Source organism: Pseudomonas fluorescens (assembly GCF_001307275.1).
In the GTDB taxonomy this organism is placed as follows: domain Bacteria; phylum Pseudomonadota; class Gammaproteobacteria; order Pseudomonadales; family Pseudomonadaceae; genus Aquipseudomonas; species Aquipseudomonas fluorescens_AA.
This window is the reverse complement of the sequence record NZ_CP012831.1, coordinates 6,447,712-6,466,853: the sequence shown is the minus strand read 5'-3', so window position 1 is coordinate 6,466,853 and position 19,142 is coordinate 6,447,712. Positions and strand designations below refer to the sequence as shown.

Below are 19,142 nucleotides of genomic sequence, written 5' to 3'. Positions count from 1 at the left end.
TCGAGCACCGCAACGTCGCCCGGCTGTTTTCGGCGACCCAGCCCTGGTTTGAATTTGGCCCGCAGGATGTGTGGGCGCTGTTCCATTCCTTTGCCTTCGATTTCTCGGTCTGGGAAATCTGGGGCGCCTTGACCCACGGTGGCCGCTTGCTGGTGGTGCCGCAACTGGTCAGCCGTTCGCCGCAATACTGCTATGCCTTGTTGTGCGAAGCGGGTGTGACCATTCTCAACCAGACACCGAGTGCCTTCCGCCAGTTGATTGCGGCCCAAGGTGAAAGCGACCTGAGTCACAGCCTGCGGCAAGTGATCTTCGGTGGCGAGGCCCTGGAAACCGGGATTCTCAAACCGTGGTACGCCCGCCAGGCCAATGCCCGGACGCAGTTGGTCAACATGTACGGCATCACCGAAACGACGGTGCACGTGACGTATCGTCCCCTTGACGCAGCCGACGCGCAGTTGGCCGGCGTCAGCCCGATTGGCAAGCGCATTCCCGACCTGCAACTGTACGTGCTCGACACCCAGCGCGAGCCGGTGCCGGTGGGGGTGACAGGTGAGATGTACGTGGGCGGCGGCGGGGTCAGTCGTGGTTATTTGAACCGTGACGAGCTGACCGCCGAGCGTTTCCTCGACAACCCGTTCAGCCCCGAGCCGAATGCGCGGATGTACCGGACTGGCGACCTGGGTCGCTGGCTGGCGGACGGCAGCATCGAGTACCTGGGCCGCAATGACGACCAAGTGAAGATCCGCGGTTTCCGTATCGAATTGGGCGAGATCGAAGCCAAGCTGGCCGCGTGCAATGGTGTACGGGAGGCCGTGGTGGTGGCGCGCCAGGATACGCCGGGCGATCAGCGCCTGGTGGCCTATGTGATTGCCGAGGAAGGCGAGCCGCCATCGGCTGCCGAGCTACGCGATGAGCTGCTGGGTTCGCTGGCCGAATACATGGTGCCCAGCGCATTCGTGATGTTGACGGTGTTCCCGTTGACCACCAACGGCAAGCTGGACCGCAAGGCATTGCCGGTGCCGGACCAGTCGTCGGTGGTGACCCGTGAATACGAGGCCCCTCAAGGCGAGGTCGAGATCGCCATTGCCAGGATCTGGCAAGACCTGCTGCATGTCGAGCGGGTCGGCCGCCACGACCACTTCTTTGAAATGGGCGGCCACTCGTTGCTGGCGGTGAAGTTGGTCGAGCGCATGCGCCAGATCGACCTGGCGGCCGATGTACGCGTGCTGTTCGGCCAGCCGACGTTGGCGGCGTTGGCGGCTGCGGTGGGCGGTTGCCAGGAAGTCCAGGTGCCGGCCAACCTCATCCCGGACGACTGTTCGCGGATCACACCGGACCTGTTGCCGCTGGCCACGTTGAGCCAGGACGAGATCGACCGCGTCGTGGCGACGGTGCCCGGTGGCGTGGGTAATGTGCAGGACATCTATGCCTTGACGCCGCTGCAGGAGGGCATTCTGTATCACCACGTCGCGGCGGCCAAAGGTGATCCTTACCTGCAATACATACTGTTCGCTTTTGACAGCCGTGCCCGCTTGGATCTTTTCGCCAAGGCACTGCAAAGCACGGTATCCAGGCACGACATCCTGCGCACCGGCGTGGTCTGGGAAGGCATTGACGAACCGGTTCAAGTGGTCTGGCGCGAGGCGCGGCTGGGGTTCGATGAGATCATGTTGGACCCGGCGGCGGGGGATATCGCCCGGCAACTGCGCGAACGTCTGGATCCGCGCCACTATCGCCTGGATATTCGTCAGGCGCCGATGATGCGCATTGGTTACGCACAAGACGTGGCGAACGACCGCTGGGTGGGCATGCTGTTGTTCCACCATATGGTCGATGATGCGACCTCGCTGGCCATGCTCGCGGCGGAAATTGGCGCGCACATGTCCGGCGGCGAACAGGCACTGGCGGCGTCGGTGCCGTATCGCAACTTCGTGGCACAGGCGCGGCTCGGCGTCAGCCGCGAGGAACATGAAGCATTTTTCCACGAGATGCTGGGTGATGTGGCTGAACCGACGCTGCCCTTCGGTTTGCAGGATGTACAGGGTGACGGGCACGATATCGAGGAGGTCCGCCAGAGAGTCGATGCCGAGCTTGGCCAGCGTCTGCGGGTGCAGGCGCGTCAGCTTGGCGTGAGCGCGGCAAGCTTGTATCACCTGGCCTGGGCGCTGGTGCTGGGCAAAGTGTCGGGCAAGGAAGACGTGGTCTTCGGCACCGTACTGCTGGGGCGCATGCAAGGCGGTGAGGGCGCCGACCGTGCGTTGGGGATGTTCATCAACACCTTGCCGTTGCGGGTGAGCCTGGGCGCGCAAGGTGTGCGTGCCGCCGTCAAGTCGACCCATGCACGCTTGACGGCGCTGCTGGGGCACGAGCACGCCTCGTTGGTCCTGGCGCAACGCTGCAGTGGCGTGGCGGCACCGACGCCGTTGTTCAGCGCGCTGCTCAACTATCGCCATCTCGGTGCGCAGGCGCCATCCAGCGAAGTCATTGCGGCCTGGGAGGGTATCCAGACACTGGAAGGTGAGGAGCGCACCAACTATCCGTTGACGTTGTCGGTGGATGACTTGGGTGAAGGTTTCAACCTGACCGTCATGGCTCAGGCACCCATTGGCGCCGAGCGTGTTTGCAATTATGTGCAATGCGTTGTGGAGAACCTGGTTCAGGCGCTGGAGCAATCGCCGCTGGCCCCCTTGAGCGGGTTGAAGATCCTGCCGCCGGCCGAGCGTCGGCAATTGCTCGAGAGCTGGAACGGCACGGGCGTCGCATTTGCCCAGGACGCGCTGATCCATGCTCAGTTTGAAGTCTGGGCTGCAGCACAGCCTGAGGCCATGGCGGTGATGTTCGAAGAGCGGACGCTGACCTACAGCGAGCTCAACGCCCGGGCCAACCAGGTCGCTCATCGCCTGCTGGCGCAGGGTATTCGCCCGGATGATCGGGTCGCGATCTGTGTCGAGCGTGGTTTGGACATGATCGTCGGCTTGTTGGGGATCCTGAAGGCCGGCGCCGGTTATGTGCCGGTGGACCCGGCCTACCCGACGGAACGCATTGCCTACATGCTGCGTGACAGCATGCCGGTTGCGCTGTTGGCCCACGCCGCCACGCATCGTCTGTTGGCGGGCGTCTCGATGCCGGTGCTGCAACTCGATGACGGTAGCTGGCAGGACGAATCCGTCGCCAACCCGCAAGTGCCGGGCCTGGACTCCAGCCACTTGGCCTATGTGATCTACACCTCGGGTTCGACCGGATTGCCCAAGGGCGTGATGGTCGAGCACCGCAACGTCGCGCGGCTGTTCTCGGCGACCCAGCCTTGGTTCGACTTTGGCCAGCAGGACGTGTGGGCACTGTTCCATTCCTTTGCCTTCGATTTCTCGGTCTGGGAAATCTGGGGTGCGTTGACCCATGGCGGCCGCTTGCTGGTGGTGCCGCAATTGGTCAGCCGTTCTCCGCAAGATTGCTATGCGTTGTTATGCGAGACCGGTGTCACGGTGCTGAACCAGACCCCAAGCGCTTTCCGGCAACTGATCGTGGCCCAGGGCGAAAGCGATCTGCGCCACAGCCTGCGCCAGGTGATCTTTGGCGGCGAAGCGCTGGAAACCGGCATGCTCAAGCCGTGGTATGCCCGTGTAGGCAATGCCGGGACACAACTGGTGAACATGTATGGCATCACCGAAACGACGGTGCACGTGACGTATCGAGCGCTTGAAGCGGCTGATGCACAGTCGACGGGTGTCAGCCCCATCGGCAAGCGCATTCCCGACCTGCAACTGTACGTGCTCGATGCTCAGCGCGAGCCGGCGCCGGTGGGTGTGGTGGGTGAGATGTACGTGGGGGGCGCGGGTGTCAGCCGCGGTTATTTGAACCGCGACGAACTGACCGCCGAGCGCTTCCTCGACAACCCGTTCAGCCCCGAGCCGAATGCGCGGATGTACCGGACTGGCGACCTGGGTCGCTGGCTGGCGGACGGCAGCATCGAGTACCTGGGCCGCAATGACGACCAGGTGAAGATCCGCGGTTTCCGGATCGAGCTGGGCGAGATCGAAGCGACCTTGGCCGCCTGCGAGGGGGTCAGCGAGGCAGTGGTCATCGCTCGCGAGGACGAGCCGGGCGACAAGCGCCTGGTGGCTTATGTGATTGCCACAGAGGGTGCGCAACCGTCGGCGGTCGACTTGCGTACACAGTTGTTGCGGTCGCTGGCGGAGCACATGGTCCCCAGCGCCTTCGTGATCCTTGACGCGTTCCCGTTGACCACTAACGGCAAGCTCGATCGCAAGGCCTTGCCAGCGCCGGATCAATCGGCAGTGATCAGCCGTGAATACGAAGCCCCGCAAGGCGAGGTCGAGACGACCATCGCGCGGATCTGGCAGGACTTGCTCAAGCTTGGACGGGTCGGTCGTCACGACAATTTCTTCGAGCTGGGCGGCCATTCGTTGCTGGCCGTGAAACTGATCGAACGTATGCGCCAGGTCGACCTGGCCGCCGATGTGCGGGTGCTGTTCGGCCAGCCGACGCTGGCCGCGTTGGCCGCCGCGGTGGGCGGTGTCAGGGAGGTCGTGGTACCGGGCAATGCGATTGCGGACGGTTGCACGCGGATCACCCCGGACATGTTGCCCCTGGCTGATCTGGACCAGGACGCCATCGACCGAATCGTGGCCACGGTGCAGGGTGGCGTGACGAACGTGCAGGATATCTACGCCCTGGCGCCATTGCAGGAGGGGATTCTCTACCACCACCTTGCTGCGGAGCAGGGCGATCCCTACGTGTTGCAGGTGCTGTTCGGCTTTGACAACCGCGAACGGTTGCAAGCCTTTGCCCAGGCCTTGCAGAGCGTGGTGTCGCGTAATGACATCTTGCGCACCAGCATGGTCTGGCAAGGTCTGGAAGCACCGGTGCAAGTGGTATGGCGCCATGCGACCCTGGGCCTTGAAGAGATCGAGGTGGATCCGGCGGGGGGCGAGGTGGTGCAGCAACTGCACGGGCGTTTCGATCCGCGTCATTACCGTCTCGACATCGCCCAGGCACCGCTGATGCGCTTTGCCTTTGCCCAGGATGTGGCGAATCAGCGCTGGGTCGGCATGCTGTTGTTCCATCACATGGCGTTGGACCACACGGCGCTTGAGGTCGTGGTGCACGAGATGCAGGCCAGTCTCTTGGGCCAGGCGCACTTGCTTTCGCCCGCGGTGCCGTATCGCAATCATGTGGCCCAGGCGCGACTGGGGGTCAGTCGTGAGCAGCACGAAGCGTTTTTCCGTGAGATGCTCGGCGATATCGATGAGCCAACGTTGCCGTTCGGCTTGCAGGATGTGCAGGGTGATGGCAGCGGTATCGAAGAAGCACATCAGGACGTGGACGCTGCGCTGGCGCAGCGCCTGCGGGCCCAGGCCCGTCAGCTCGGTGTGAGCGCGGCAAGCCTGGTTCACTTGGCCTGGGGGCATGTGGTCGGGCGGGTTTCGGGCCGTGAAGAGGTGGTGTTCGGCACCGTGCTGATGGGGCGGATGCAGGGCGGCGACGGGGCCGATCGGGCCCTGGGCATGTTCATCAATACGTTGCCATTGCGCGTCAGTGTCGGCGCTCAAGGCGCCCGCGCCGGAGTCAAGGCGACCCATGGCCGGTTGTCGGCCTTGCTGGGGCACGAGCACGCCTCGTTGTCCCTGGCGCAGCGTTGCAGTGGCGTACCGACCTCGCTGCCATTGTTCAGCACCTTGCTCAATTATCGACACAGCGCGGCTGAAGCGGTGTCCGACCAGGCCATCTCGGCCTGGCAGGGGATGCAAACCCTGCACATGGAAGAACGCACCAACTATCCTTTGTGCCTGAACGTGGACGACCTGGGCGAAGGCTTCCGGTTCACCGCTCAAGCAGTGGTCGAAGTGGGTGCCCAACGTGTCTGCGGTTACATGCATACAGCGCTGGAAAGCCTGGTGGCAGCATTGGAGCAGACGCCTGAACGGGCGTTGCGTGAACTGCCGATTGTGCCGGCAGCCGAGCGCGAACAGTTGCTGGTGGACTTCAACGCCACCCACGCTGACTATCCGCAAGAGCAGACCATTCATGGCCTGTTCGAGGCTCAGGTACTGCGCACGCCGGACGCCGTGGCGGTGCGCCATGGCCGGCATCAGCTCAATTATCGTGAGCTCAATGGACTCTCCAACCGCTTGGCCCATTACCTGCGCAAACAGGGCGTGGAGCCCGATTCGCGGGTGGCGATCTGCGTCGAGCGTGGCATCGAGATGGTCGTGGGGCTGTTGGCGATCCTCAAGGCCGGCGGCGGTTATGTGCCGCTGGATCCGGCGTACCCACTGGACCGTATCGCCTACATGTTGGAAGACAGTGCCCCGGCGGCGATCCTGGTTCAGGGGACTACGCGTAACTTGCTGGGCGAAACGGCGATACCGGTGATCGACCTCGACAAAGGCATCTGGCAGGACGAGGCAGCGCCCAATCCACAGGTGCCGGGCCTGAGCTCGTCGCACCTGGCCTATGTCATCTACACCTCCGGTTCGACCGGTCTGCCCAAGGGCGTGATGATCGAGCACCGCAACACGGTGAACTTCCTGACCTGGGCCCATCGTTCATTTGACGCTCAAATCCTGTCGAAAACCCTGTTCTCGACGTCGCTGAACTTCGACCTGGCGGTCTACGAGTGCTTTGCGCCGCTGACCTCGGGCGGCAGCATCGAAGTGGTCACTAATGTGCTGGAACTGCAACAGGGCGAGCACGACATCACCCTGATCAACACCGTGCCGTCGGCGCTCAAGGCCTTGCTGGAATCCGGTGGATTGGGCGAGGGCGTCGATACGGTCAACGTCGCCGGTGAAGCACTCAAGCGCAGCCTGGTTGAAACCTTGTTCGAACAGACCCAGGTCAAGCGCCTGTGCAACCTCTACGGCCCTTCGGAAACCACGACCTACTCAAGTTGGGTATCGATGGCCCGCGAAGACGGGTTTGCCGCGCATATCGGCAAACCGGTGGCGAACACTCAGTTCTATCTGCTGGACGAGCACAAACAACCCGTGCCGCTGGGCGTGCCGGGCGAAATCTACATCGGTGGTGCCGGGGTCGCTCGCGGTTATCTCAACCGCGACGACCTGACGGCCGAGCGCTTCCTGAAAAATCCATTCAGCACGGCTCCGAACGCGCGCATGTATCGCACGGGCGACCTGGGCCGGTATCTGCCGGATGGCAACATCGAATACCTGGGCCGTAACGACGACCAGGTGAAGATCCGCGGTTTCCGCATCGAGTTGGGCGAGATTGAAGCCAAGCTCGCGCAACACGATGCGCTGAAAGAAGCCGTGGTCGTGGCCCGTGAGGATGTGCCGGGCGACAAGCGCCTGGTCGCCTATTTCACCCAGCATTCGCCGGACGAAACAGTAGAGATCGAAGCCCTGCGCACGCACCTGCAAACGCAACTGCCGGCCTATATGGTGCCCGCCGTCTACGTGCGCCTGGACGCGTTGCCACTGACGCCGAACGGCAAGCTCGACCGCAAGGCGCTGCCGGCGCCGGATCTGGATGCCGTCATCAGCCGTGGCTACGAAGCCCCGCAAGGCGAGGTCGAAACCACCTTGGCGCAGATCTGGCAAGATTTGCTGGACCTGCAACAGGTCGGTCGTCATGACCAGTTCTTCGAACTGGGTGGCCACTCGTTGCTGGCGATTCAATTGATTTCCCAGGTGCGTCTGCGCCTGGGTGTGGAGTTGGGCCTGACCGAACTGTTCGCCCAGCCCCAGCTCATGGGGTTGGCTCAGGCAGTGGCCCTTGCCGGGCGCAGCACGTTGCCGGAGATCGTCCGGGTTTCTCGAAAGGACGACTTGCCCTTGTCGTTCGCCCAACAGCGCCTATGGTTCCTGGCACAGATGGAAGGGGCGAGCGCGGCCTACCACATACCCGCTGGGCTGCGCTTGCGCGGTGTGCTGGACCGCCTCGCCTTGCAGCGGGCTCTGGACCGTATTGTCGCCCGCCATGAGGCCCTGCGTACCACCTTCGTGCAGGTGCGGGGACAGGAGGCTCGGCAGTGTATCGCGCCCGTCGATGTCGGGTTCGCGCTACTGCACCATGACTTCTGCGGCCTGGCCGATGCCGAGGGCCAACTGCACGCACTGGCGGCGCAGGAAGCCACGGATACCTTTAGCCTGGAGCAGGGGCCATTGATCCGGGGGCGGCTGGTCCGCCTCGGCAGCGAAGACCATGTGTTGCTGCTGACCATGCACCACATCGTCTCGGACGGCTGGTCCATTGGTGTGTTGATCAAGGAATTGACGGCGCTTTATGAAGCGTTTCGTCATGACCTGGACGATCCACTGCCGGCGTTGACGGTGCAGTACAGCGACTACGCTGTCTGGCAACGTCGCTGGTTGAGCGGCGAGGTGCTGCAAACCCAAAGCGATTACTGGCGACAGGCCCTGGCCGATGCGCCAGCCTTGTTGATGCTGCCCACCGACCGTGCGCGTCCTGCGCAACAGGACTATGCCGGGGCGACATTGCCGGTGGTCTTCGACGCCGATTTGACCGCGAGCCTCAAGGCCCTGAGCCAGCGCCACGGCGTCACCTTGTACATGACCATGATGGCGGCCTGGGGGGCGTTGTTGAGCCGGCTTTCGGGCCAGGATGAAGTGGTGATCGGCTCGCCGGTGGCCAACCGCACGCGGTCGGAAGTCGAAGGATTGATTGGTTTCTTCGTCAACACCTTGGCCGTGCGCATCGATCTCTCGGGGGCGCCGACGGTAGAAACCTTGCTGGCCCGGGTCAAGGCCCAGGCCCTTGGCGCCCAGGCGCATCAGGACCTGCCGTTCGAACAAGTGGTGGAGGTGCTCAAACCGGTGCGCAGCCTGGCCCACAGTCCGCTGTTCCAGGCCATGCTGTCGTGGCAGACCCATGACAACACCGAACTGGTGCTGGGGGACTTGAAACTCGAAGGCCTGGGTGCGGCAAGCAACGTTGCCAAATTCGACGTGTCCCTGGAACTGAGCGAGATCCAAGGGCAGATGTTTGGTGCCCTTGAATACGCCACGGCGTTGTTCGACGAGGGCACGGTGCAGCGTTACCTCGGCTACTTCCAACGCCTGCTGCGGGCCATGGTCGCCAGTGACCAGACCCGGATCGAACGGATCGCGCTGCTGGACAACGCCGAACGTGAGCATTTGCTGGCAGGCCTCAACGCGACCCAGGCCGCGTACCCACGTGAACAGACGATCCACCAGTTGTTCGAAGCCCAGGTCGAGGCTCGACCGGACGCCATCGCTGTCGCGTTCGGTGATGAGCGACTGAGTTACGCCGAACTGAACCGCCAGGCTAACCAGATGGCTCATCACCTGATCGGCCTGGGCATCCGCCCGGATGATCGGGTGGCGATCTGCGTTGAACGCGGTGCCGACATGCTCATCGGCCTGTTGGCCATTCTCAAGGCCGGTGCCGGTTACGTACCGCTTGACCCGGCGTTTCCAGCCGAACGCTTGGCCTACATGCTCGCCGACAGTGCCCCGGTGGCGCTGCTGAGCCAAGGTGAGTTGCTAGATCGTCTGCCCGCGTTTACGGTGCCGGTGGTGCTGCTCGACCGCGCCGAGCGCGTGCGTTGCGGCATTGCCGCCGGTCGCGACGACAATCCGCTCGTTGCCTCCCTGGGCGTGCGTCACCTGGCCTACGTCATCTACACCTCGGGCTCCACCGGCAACCCCAAAGGGGTGATGATCGAACACCGGGGCCTGGTCAACTACTGCGTCGATGCGGTCCGCTTGTTTGGCCTGACACCGGACGACACGGTGTTGCAGCAGAACACCTTGAACTTCGACCTGTCGGTGGAAGAGATCTTCCCGGCGCTGCTGGCCGGTGCCACCCTGGCGCCGACCCGACAGCTGTTTGGCAGTGCCGAGTTGCAACAAAACGGCGATATTCGCCCGACCTTCCTGCACCTGACAGCGGCCCATTGGCATACCCTCGCGGCCGAATGGCACAACTCGCCGGCCCAGGCTCGGGACTATTTGCGCGACGTGCGGTTGATCAACGTCACCGGTGACGCCTTGTCGACGCAGAAACTGCAGATGTGGGACGCGGTTCGTCCGGCGCATACCCGATTGGTCAACACCTATGGCCCGACCGAGGCCACGGTGTCCTGCACCGCCGCCTACATGGAGCATGACGCGGTCGATGGCATCCTCGGCAATGCCAGCATCGGCAGGCCGATGGCCAACACCCGTATCTACCTGCTCGATGCGCACCGCCAGCCGGTGCCGTTCGGGGTCGCGGGGGAAATCTTCATCGGGGGCGACGGTGTGGCCCGCGGTTACCTGAACCTTGACGCCATCAACGCCGAACGCTTCCTGGCCGACCCGTTCAGCGACCAGCCCGATGCGCGCCTGTACAAGACCGGCGACCTGGCCCGTTATCGTCCGGACGGACGCCTCGAATACCTGGGGCGCAACGACTTCCAGGTCAAGGTCCGTGGCTTCCGTATCGAACTGGGTGAGATCGAGGCCCGGCTGGGTGACTGTGCCGGGGTCAAGGAAGCGGCGGTGATCGTGCGTGAAGACACGCCGGGCGACAAACGCCTGGTGGCCTATGTGGTGCCGCAGGCTGGAGTGAACCTGAACGCGGCGAGCCTGCGCGCGCAGTTGGCGGTGCAACTGGCCGAGTACATGCTGCCAGGTGCGTTCGTCAGCCTGGCCGCGCTGCCGCTGACGCCGAACCGCAAGCTCGACCGCCAGGCGTTGCCGGCACCCGATGCCGAGGCGTACGCCAGCCGCACCCATGAAGCGCCCCAGGGCCACACGGAAATCGTTCTGGCGCAGATCTGGCAATCCCTGCTCAAGGTCGAGTCGGTGGGCCGCCACGATCACTTCTTCGAACTGGGTGGGCATTCCTTGCTGGTGATGCGCTTGATCGCCCAGGTGCGCGAACAATTGGGCGTGGAGCTGAACCTGAGGGATGTCTTTGCCCAACCGCAATTGAGTGCGCTGGCCCAGGTGCTCTCCCAGGCGGCGCACAGCACCCGGCCCGGTATCGTGCCGGTGTCCCGCGAACAGGCGTTGCCGTTGTCTTTCGCCCAGCAGCGCCTCTGGTTCCTGGCGCAATTGGATGGGACCAGTGCGGCGTACCACATCCCCACGGGCCTGCGCCTGCGAGGCGCGCTGGATACTTCGGCGCTCACGCGTGCACTGGACCGTATCGTGGCCCGCCACGAGGCCTTGCGTACCACTTTTGTGCAGGCGCAGGGGCAGGAAGTGGAACAGCGCATTGCCCCGGTCGATGTCGGCTTCGCGTTGCGGTTGCAGGCCCTGGCAGGGCGAGCGGACGCCGAAACCGAACTGATGGCCCTGGCCGAGGAAGAGGCTCGCCAGGCTTTCGACCTGGCCCACGGCCCGTTGGTACGTGGCCGACTGGTGCGGATGGCGGACGATGATCACGTGCTGGTGGTGACCCTGCACCATATCGTCTCGGATGGTTGGTCCGCCGATCTGCTGACCCATGAGTTGGGCGTGCTGTATGAGGCGTTCCGTCAGGGGCAGGACGATCCATTGCCGGCGTTGCCGATTCAGTACGCGGACTATGCCCTCTGGCAGCGGCGCTGGCTCACCGGGGAGGTCTTGGACCAACAGGAACGCTTCTGGCGGCAAACCCTGGCCGACGCACCGGCCCTGTTGACGTTGCCCACCGATCGGCCACGGCCTGCGCAGCAGGATCACGCCGGCGCTGCGGTGGGGATTGTCCTCGACGAAACCCTGACCCAAGGCCTCAAGGCGTTGAGCCAGCGCCATGGTGCCACTTTGTTCATGACGGTCATGGCCGCCTGGGCCACGGTGCTCAGTCGCCTCTCCGGCCAGCACGACGTTGTCATCGGCACGCCGGTGGCGAACCGCATGCAGGCGGAAGTCGAGGGCTTGATCGGCCTGTTCGTCAACACGCTGGCGCTGCGCGTCGATGTGGCGGATGAACTGACGGTGCAAGCCTTGTTGCAACAAGTGAAGGTTCGGACCCTGGATGCCCAGGCGCACCAGGACCTGCCTTTCGAACAGGTGGTGGAGGTGGTCCGGCCATTGCGCAGCCTGTCCCATAGCCCGGTGTTCCAGGCCATGCTGTCATGGCAGAACAACGAAGCCACGGGATTGGAACTGGGCGATATGTCGCTGCAAGGGCTGGGTGTGACCAGCCGCACCGCGAAATTCGACGTGTTGCTGGACATGGCCCTGATCGACGGGCGCCTGTTCGGGGCACTGGAATACGCCACGGCGTTGTTCGACTCCGCCACGATGGAGCGTTACCTCGGCTACCTGGAGAGTGTCCTGAGGGCCATGGTTGCTGATGAACAGACCCTCGTGGCGCAGATTCCGCTGCTGGGTGACAACGAGCGTCAGAACCTGTTGGAAACGCTCAATGCCACTGCGGTCGACTACCCGCAGGGCCTGACCCTGCACGGCCTGTTCGAGGCGCGGGTTGTGGCCAGTCCCGACGCGGTCGCCGTGGTCTCCGGCGAGGCGCAACTGAGTTACGCGCAACTCAATGAGCGGGCCAACCAGATTGCCCATCGCCTGCTGGAACTGGGCATTCGCCCGGATGACCGCGTGGCGATCTGTGCCGATCGCAGCCTGGACATGGTCGCGGGCCTGCTGGGGATTCTCAAGGCCGGCGCGGCGTATGTGCCGCTGGACCCGGATTATCCCCACGAACGCCTGGCCTACATGCTGGAGAACAGCGCGCCCATGGTGGTGCTGACCCAACGTGCGTTGCAGGCGAGCCTGCCGGCGACGCAGGCGCGAACCCTGCTGCTGGATGAGGCGCAAGGGTTCTCGACGCAGCCCACCGACAATCCGCAGGTCGAAGGCCTGCATGCCCATCACCTGGCCTATGTCATCTACACCTCGGGCTCCACCGGCCTGCCCAAGGGCGTGATGAACGAGCATGGTGGGGTGGTCAACCGCCTGCTGTGGATGCAGGACGAGTACGGACTGACCGCCACAGACGCGGTGCTGCAAAAGACCCCGTTCAGCTTCGACGTGTCGGTGTGGGAGTTCTTCTGGCCGCTGTTCAGTGGTGCGCGGCTGGTGATGGCGCGTCCGGGTGGGCATCGCGACCCGGCGTACCTGCGCGAAGTGATCCAGGCCCAGGGCATCACCACGCTGCATTTCGTGCCGTCGATGCTCGATGTGTTCCTGGCCCATGGCGAGGCAAGTCAATGCGCAGGCCTGGTGCGGGTGATGTGCAGCGGCGAGGCGTTGCCGGGGCATCTGGTGCGGCGCTTCAAGGCGCAATTGCCGCACACTGGCCTGTACAACTTGTACGGTCCGACCGAAGCGGCGGTGGACGTGACCGCGTGGGATTGCGCGGGGACGGACACCCCGGACAGCACGCCGATCGGCAAGCCGATTGCCAACACCCGGATCTACCTGCTCGATGGTCATCAACAACCGGTGCCCATGGGCGTGGCCGGGGAGATTTACATCGGCGGTGTGCAGGTGGCGCGGGGTTACCTGAACCGTCCGGAACTGACCGTCGAGCGTTTCCTGCGGGATCTGTTCAGCCGTGCGGCGAATGCGCGGATGTACCGCACCGGCGACCTGGGTCGCTACCTGCCGGATGGCAACATCGAGTACCTGGGGCGTAACGACGATCAGGTGAAGATCCGTGGGTTCCGTATCGAACTCGGCGAGATCGAGGCCAAGCTTGCCCAGCATGAGGCGATCAAGGAAGCCGTGGTGCTGGCTCTCGAAGACGTGCCGGGGGCCAAGCGCCTGGTGGCTTATTTCACCGTGCACGGTGACGAGCACAGTGTCGAGATCGAAAACCTGCGAACACAGTTGCAAGCCCAACTGCCGGAATACATGGTACCGGCGGCTTATGTGCGGCTTCAGGCATTGCCGCTGACGCCGAATGGCAAGCTGGATCGCAAGGCATTGCCGGCGCCGGACCTGGCGTCGGTGATTACCCGTGAGTACGAAGCGCCGCAGGGCGCTGTGGAAACGACACTGGCACAACTGTGGGCCGAGCTGCTCAAGGTCGAAAAGGTGGGGCGTCATGACCACTTCTTCGAATTGGGTGGGCACTCGTTGTTGGCGGTCACGTTGATCGAGCGCATGCGCCAGGCCGGCTTGAGCGCCGATGTGCGCGTGCTGTTCGGCCAGCCGACCCTGGCCGCGTTGGCGGCAGCCGTGGGCGGTACGACGGAAATCGTGGTGCCGGACAACGGCATCGTGCCGGGTTGTGAGCGGATCACCCCGCAGATGTTGCCGCTTGCCGACCTGACACAGCAGGAAGTCGACGCCATTGTTGCCTGGGTGCCCGGTGGCGTGAGCAATGTCCAGGACATCTACGCCCTGGCGCCATTGCAGGAAGGGATCCTGTATCACCACCTGGTTTCGTCGCAGGGCGATCTCTATGTGCAGCAGGCCATGTTCAACCTGGAGGACCGTGCCCGGTTGGATGCGTTCGTGAGTGCGCTGCAAGGCGTGATCGACCGCCACGATATCCTGCGCACGGCTGTGCTTTGGGAGGGCTTGCGCGAGCCGGTGCAGGTGGTGCTGCGGGAAGCGCCGCTGGCGGTGCAGACCTGTACGGTCGAGCCGGGCGAGGACGTGGCGACGCAGCTTCGTGAGCGTTTCGACCCTCGGCACTCTCGGCTCGATGTGCGCCAGGCGCCCATGATGCGGCTTGCCTGTGCCTATGACGACGAGCACCAGCGCTGGGTCGCGCTGCTGCTGTTTCATCACATTGCACTCGACCACACCGCGCTGGAGGTGATCCAGCACGATATGCAAGCGTACTTGCTCGGGCAGCAGGCTCAGTTGGGCGATGCCGTGCCGTATCGCAACTACGTGGCCCAGGCGCGGCTTGGCGTGACGCAAAGCGCCCACGAGGCGTTCTTCAGGGACATGCTCCAGGATATCCAGGAGCCGACCCTGCCATTCGGTCTGCAGGACGTGCAGGGCGACAGCCATGTCATCGAACAGGCCCGGTTGGGCGTGGACGACAGTTTGAATCGTCGCCTGCGGACACAATCGCGACTGCTTGGCGTCAGCGCGGCGAGCCTGCATCACCTGGCCTGGGCGCGGGTGGTGGGCGCCGTGTCCGGGCGCGAAAACGTGGTGTTCGGTACCGTACTGATGGGCCGGATGCAGGGCGGTGAGGGGGCCGATCGGGCGCTAGGGTTGTTTATCAATACCTTGCCGCTGCGGGTTGACGTCGGCGTCGACGGGGCTCGGGCAGGCGTCAAGGCAACGCATGCGCGTCTCACCGCGCTGCTGGGACACGAACATGCGTCGCTGGCACTGGCACAGCGTTGCAGCGGTGTCGCTACGTCGACGCCGTTGTTCAGTGCACTGCTGAACTACCGGCACACTGCAACGCAGGTCACCGAGGAGGCCCAGTCGGCCTGGAACGGGATCGAGGGGCTCGGCGGCGAGGAGTGGAGCAACTATCCACTGTCACTGAACATCGACGACCTCGGCGAGGCCTTTGTGCTGACCGCCCTGGCGGAGTCGCGCATCGGGGCAGAACGCATCTGCGGCTACATGCACACGGCGCTGGAAAGCCTGGTCGATGCGCTTGAGCGCACGCCCGAGGCACCCGTGCGTGAGCTGGCGATATTGCCAGCGGCGGAACGCCGGCAACTGCTGGTCGACTTCAATGCGACCGACACGGTCTATCCCCGCGAAGAGACGGTCCACGGCTTGTTCGAGGCCCAGGTCAGGGCCCGGCCTGACGCGATTGCACTCCAGCATGGGGCGCAGCAACTCACCTACCGTGAGCTGCACGAGCGAGCCAATCACCTGGCGCATTGCTTGCTTGAACGGGGCGTCCAGCCAGGGTCTCGAGTCGCGATCATGCTGAACCGTTCGTTCGAGCTCATCATCAGCGAACTGGCGATCCTCAAGTGCGCCGCCGTCTATGTACCGCTGGACCACCATGCGCCCGAGGAGCGGCAGCGTTTCATGTTGCAAGACAGTGCCGCGGTGCTGGTGTTGACGACCCGTGACAGGGCCTTGCCGGAAGACATGCCGCGATTGGACCTGGACACACTGCAATTGATCCAGGCTGCACGGCCGGCGGTATTCCCCGGTCAAACCAGCGATACACCGGCGTACATCATGTACACCTCGGGCTCCACGGGCCACCCGAAGGGGGTGATCGTGCCGCACTTGGCCATAGGCCGATTGGCGATCAATAACGGCTACGCGGATTTCGGTGTACAGGATCGCGTGGCGTTCGCCTCGAACCCGGCGTTCGACGCCAGTACGATGGAAGTGTGGGGGGCATTGCTCAACGGCGGGCGCGTTGTGATCATTGATCACGAAACGTTGCTCAGCCCGACGCAATTCGCCCAGGCGCTGACAGAGGCCGAGGTGTCGGTGCTGTTCGTCACCACCGCCATGTTCAATCAGTACCTGGTCTTGATCCCGGATGCTCTGGCAGGCTTGCGGATCCTGCTGTGCGGTGGCGAACGCGGTGATCCGGCTTCCTTCCGGCGGCTGTTGGCCCATGCTCCTTCGCTGCGGCTGGTGCATTGCTACGGTCCCACCGAGACCACCACCTTTGCGACGACCCATGTGGTCTCTGCCGTGCCACATGGCGCAACGAGTGTTCCGATCGGCCGTCCTATTGCCAACACCCGGGTGTATATCCTCGATGCCGCGCGCCAACCAGTACCTGTGGGTGTCGCGGGAGAGATCCATATCGGGGGTGTCGGGGTGGCCCTTGGTTACCTGAACCGGCCGGACCTGACCGAGGAACGCTTCATTGCCGATCCGTTCAGCGATTCGGGGAGCGCGCGCCTGTACCGCAGTGGCGATCTTGGCCGCTGGCTGCCCGACGGCACCATCGAATACCTGGATCGCAATGACGGTCAGGTCAAAATACGTGGCTTCCGTATTGAACTCGGTGAGATCGAGGCCCGCTTGCACGAGTGCCATGGGGTGCGCGAGGCCCTGGTGGTAGCGCGGGAAGACAGTCCGGGCGACAAGTGCCTGATCGCGTATTACACCGAGCACGAGAACGGTGGGGACCTCGATGCGGACGTCCTGCGCGCCCAACTGCGCTCCGTGCTGCCGGAATACATGATCCCGGCGGCCTACGTGAGATTGACGGCGTTGCCGCTGACACTGAACGGCAAGGTCAACACCGGGGCGTTGCCGGTACCGGAAATGCACGCTTATGGGAGCCAGGACTACGAGGCGCCGCAAGGCGACCTGGAAGTCACGCTGGCTGGCTTGTGGGCCGACGTCCTGAAGCTGGAGCAGATCGGTCGTCACGACAACTTCTTTGAGCTGGGCGGTCATTCACTGCTGGCGATCCGGCTGGTCGGATTGTTGGCACAGGCCAACCTGACCGTCTCGCTGGCCGAGCTGTTCCAGCACGAAAGCGTCGCGTCGATGGCATCGATGCTGCTGGCCCGCACCGAGGATGCCCGGGTCAAGGAGGCCATCGTACCGGTGCGCACCACTGGCCAGCAGAATCCGCTGTTCCTGGTGCACGAGTTCAGTGGCCTGGACCTGTACTTCCCGATGCTGGGCAAGCACATCGATCCGGATATCCCGGTGTATGGCTTGCCTGCCGTCGAATGGGGTGAGCCGCAGTTGCAAACGATGGAGTGCATGGCCTCGCGCCTGGTGGGGATCATTCGTTCGGTACAACCCAAAGGGCCTTATCGCCTGGCCGGCTGGTCGTTCGGTGGTGTGCTGGCCTACGAGACCGCGATCCAGCTGATCGGCCTGGACGAGGAGGTCGAGTTCGTCGGTCTCATCGACAGCTATCTGCCCCGGCTGGTGGATCAGGGCCGGTCGCGCTGGGCATTGGACGAAGCCCACAAGCTGCATCTGCTGGACCGCTGCGATGTTTTCTGGAGGGCTGCGTTGCCTGGCGAAGAAGTACTTGCAGTGATGCTGGAGAATCTGGCCGATCTGCAAGGACAATTGGATCGATTCGATTTCACAGGCCTGGTGCAGCATTGCCGCGACGAGGCGTTGCTGCCTGCCGAACTGGCCGTCTATAGCGCGGAGCAACTCTGGCAGTACCTCGATCGCGAAGTGGCCCATGGTCACGCGTTGGCCCATTACGCGGTGTATCCGATTTCCGTACCGGTGCATCTGCTGGTGGCCGAAGAACGCAAGGACGACGCGCCCGAGCACTCCGGCTACCTGGGCTGGGACGCTGTCCTGCCCACGTCTAAGTTGCATTGCATCAAGGTTCCGGGTAACCACCAGAGCATGATGCAAGCGCCCCATGTCAAGGCATTGGGCCAGGCCATCACTGCTGCACTCCACACCGCCGCATCGCGTCCGGCCCCCTCACCGAAGAGCGGTTACCAGCCGCTGCTGACGATCCAGGGCGGGCGTACCGATCGAGCGCCGATCTTCTGCGTGCCGGGAGCTGGCGACAGCGTGACCGGTTTTATCGGGTTGACCGATGCCTTCGGTCCTGACTGGCCTATCCATGGGCTGCAGCACCGCGGGCTGGATGGCAGCACGGAGCCTTTCAGCCTCGTGGAGACGGCCGCCCAGGTGTACCTCGACGCGATCGACAAGGTCCAACCGGAGGGGCCGGTGCATCTGCTCGGCCATTCCTTCGGCGGCTGGATCGTGTTCGAAATGGCGGCCCGCCTGCATGCCCGGGGTCGCAAGGTGGCCTCGTTGACGCTGATCGACAGTGAGTCGCCGGGCGGCAACGGGGTGGTGGGCAAGCCCTATACCGCGACGGGGGTGCTGAATCGGCTGATCGAGGCGATGCAGTTGGCTTCTGGCAAGTCGTTGGGGATCGATGCCACGGTCTTCGGTACCCAGGACGATACCGCGCAGATGCGTTTGCTGCATGCGGGCATGGTACGGGCTGGCATGCTGCCGCAGCGTTCGGCGGTGGATTCGATGCGCGGTCCGGCGCGGGCCTTCGGTACGGCCCTGCGTACGGTGTATCAACCGCAACATCGCTACACCGGGCCGGTGCGGTTGGTGCTGGCCGATGATCCAACCCTGGACACGGCCGGTAACAAACGCGAACAGGAACAAATGATCGAAGGATGGCGCAAGCATATCCCCGACCTCAGTATCTGGTACGGTCCGGGCAACCACTTCACGATCCTCAAGGCCCCTCACGTACACAACCTGGCAGCCTGGTGGCAGGACGGCCTTCCCATGCTCGACGAGGAGGCCGCCAGTGACTACGTATGA

1 protein-coding gene (running past one end of the window) is annotated in these 19,142 nt (G+C 63.8%); it reads left to right on the top strand.

Annotation, left to right across the window (positions count from 1 at the left end; translation table 11 throughout):
- Window positions 1-19,142 carry the 3' portion of a non-ribosomal peptide synthase/polyketide synthase gene (locus tag AO356_RS28235; protein WP_420480624.1) on the top strand. Its footprint begins 11,740 nt before the window's first position, so the window shows 19,142 of its 30,882 coding nt (coding positions 11,741-30,882); its start codon lies off the left edge, out of view; it ends in the stop codon at window positions 19,140-19,142.